Here is a 2,647-nt window from a genome sequence, read left to right on the forward strand (position 1 = left end):
CCGCACCAACACCCAGAACCTGACCACCGCGGCACCCTGGACCTCGCCCTGGCTACCCGAGGGTTACGGGAAGGAGTTCTCGCCAGGGGCTTAGGAAAGCGCAGGCGGGTCCGACGGATTCCGTCGATGTGCCGACCCCCTAACATCTGACGAATGCCACATCTGTCACCGTCCCGCGAAGGTGTGACGTTCGTGGGGCGTGACGCGGAGTTGCGGCGGCTGCACGCGGCGTATGGCGAGGCGGCCGCCGGCGCCTGGGCCGTCGCCGAGATCACCGGCGACCCGGGCATCGGAAAGTCGAGCGTGCTGGCCCGGCTGCTGGCACATGCCCGGGCCGCCGGCGCCGCGGTGTGTGCCGGGCAGGCCGTCGAGTCGGACCGGCACGTTCCGTACGGCCTGCTGGTCAACGCGCTCGGCGACGCGGTGGACCGGCTGAGCGCCGATCAGCTCGCGGCGGTCCGGGCCGACCTGCCGGTGCTGCGGGCCGTCTGGCCGCGGTTGCCGGGTCCGGCGCAGGCGCCCGAGTCGATCCCGGCAGCACAGCGCTACCGCGTGCACCGGGCCGTCCGGAATCTGCTGTCCGTGCTGGCCGCCGGCGCGGGAGGCGGGCCGCTGGTGGTGGCGCTGGACGACGTGCACTGGGCCGACGAGGGATCGACCGAGCTGCTCGGGCACCTGCTGCGGCATCCGCCGTCCGGGCCGGCCCTGCTCGTGGCCGCGTACCGGCCCCGGCAGCTGGCCACCGGGCTGCGCGGCGCGTTCGCCGGCGCGGCGGTGTCCGGCACCGGCGTACGGGTGGATCTGCCGCCGCTGACCGAGGACGAGGCCGCGGCGCTGCTGCCGGACGGGCTGACCGCGCCGCGACGCCGGCACCTGCACGCGGCCGGCGCGGGCAACCCGCTCTATCTCAAGGCGCTGTGTGCCGCCGCCGACGCGCCGCCCGAGCCGGCCGCCGGCGACCACCCGCCCGATCGGGCCGGCCTTCCCGACCCGGTGTGGTCGGCGCTCACCGCCGAACTGGCGGCGCTGACGCCGGCCGAGCGGCTGGTCGCGCAGGCCGTCGCGGTGGCCGGTGCGGTGGCCGGCATCGATCTGCTGTCCACCGTCGCCGGGTGCCCGGCGCCGCAGGTCGTCGCCGCGCTCGACCAGCTGGCCGCGCGGGACCTGCTGCGGCCCGAGGCCGGGACCGTGAGGTTCCCGTTCCGGCATCCGGTCGTGCACACGGTCGCCTACGAATCGGCGCCGGCCGGGTGGCGCACGGCCGCGCACGCCCGCGCGGCGGCCGCCCTCGCCGAGCGCGGCGCGGCGGACCCGGATCGGGCGTACCACCTCGAACGCTGCGCCGGGGCGGGAGACACCGCGGCGGTCACCACGCTGAGCCGCGCGGCCGCGACGGTCCTGCCGGCGGCACCGGCGACGGCCGCCCGCTGGCTGACCACCGCGCTGCGCCTGCTGAGCGCCGGCGCCGCCACCGACACGGTCCGCTCGGAGCTGCTGGTGCGGCAGGCCGAGGCGCTCTCCCTGGCCGGGGATCTGTCCGGCGGCCGGGACAGCGTCCACGCGCTGCTGTCGCTGCTGCCGCGGCACCCCGCCGGCAAGCGCGCCCGGGTGGCCGTGCTCGCCGCCACCGTCGAGCGGCTGCTCGGCAACGCGATGGAGGCCGAGGCGCTGCTCGCCGCCGAGCTCGCCGCCTGCACCGAGGCGGACGGCAGCGCCGCGGTGGCGCTGCGGACCGGGCTGGCCACGTGCGCGGTGCTGCGCTCCGATCCGGTCGCGGCCGAGCGGTGGACCGGGCAGGCGCTGCGCGACGCCCGGCGCGGTGCCCGGCCGGCGCGGCTGGCCGGGGCCCTGGCGCTCGCCGCGATGGCCGGCCACCTCACCGGCGCGTTCACCGTCGCCGCGGCCCACCTCGACGAGGCGGGCCGAACCCTGGACGGGCTGCCCGACGACGACCTGGTCGAGGTGCTGGGGCTGGTCGGCCTGGTGGGTGCCGCGGAGATCGCCCACGAGCGGATCCCGGACGCGCTCCGGCACCTGAACCGGGTCCTCGCGGTGGCGCACCGGCACCGCCCGGCACACGTGCTCACCGACCTGTACGGACAGCTGGGCACCGCGTACGCGCTGACCGGCGACCGCGACCGGGCGACCGAGTGCTTCGACAACGAGTACGACGCGGCGCTACTCACCGGCAGCGCGGACCAGTGCGGCACCGCGATCAAACACCAGAGCTGGCTCGCGCTCTGGCGTGGCGACCTGCCGGCCGCGCTGCGCCTGGGCGAGCGGGCCCTCGCCGACGCCCGGGCGGGCCGGCACCGGCTCTCCTGGAGTTCCATGGCGATCTTCGCCCTCGCGCACCTGCTCGACGACGACCCGCAGGGCGCGATCGGCCTGCTCGAGTCGGCCGGTGACCGGCCGCACAAGCCGACCATCGACCCGGGATCCCGGATCCGCTGGTGGGAGGTCCGCGCCGCGGCCTGCGCGGCGGCCGGCGACCGCGACGCCGCCCGGGACGCCGCCGAGCACGCGGGCCGGCTGGCCGCCGGCAGCAGCCTGCGTCGCAGCCGGGCGCACGCGGCCATGGCGCGCGGGTACGCCCTGATCGGCGACGACCCGGCCGCCGCGTTCGACGCCGCCGACGCCGCGGGCA

General features: G+C 77.7%; 1 protein-coding gene. It reads left to right on the forward strand.

Annotation, left to right across the window (positions count from 1 at the left end; all coding sequences use genetic code 11):
- Positions 1-192: 192 nt before the first annotated feature.
- Positions 193-2,647, forward strand: a 2,455-nt coding sequence (locus tag AB0F10_RS45160) for an AAA family ATPase (RefSeq protein WP_360640718.1), incomplete at its 3' end; no start/stop codon positions are given.

Origin of the sequence: Actinoplanes sp. NPDC026623, assembly GCF_040638275.1 — a bacterium.
Taxonomy (GTDB): Bacteria; Actinomycetota; Actinomycetes; order Mycobacteriales; family Micromonosporaceae; genus Actinoplanes.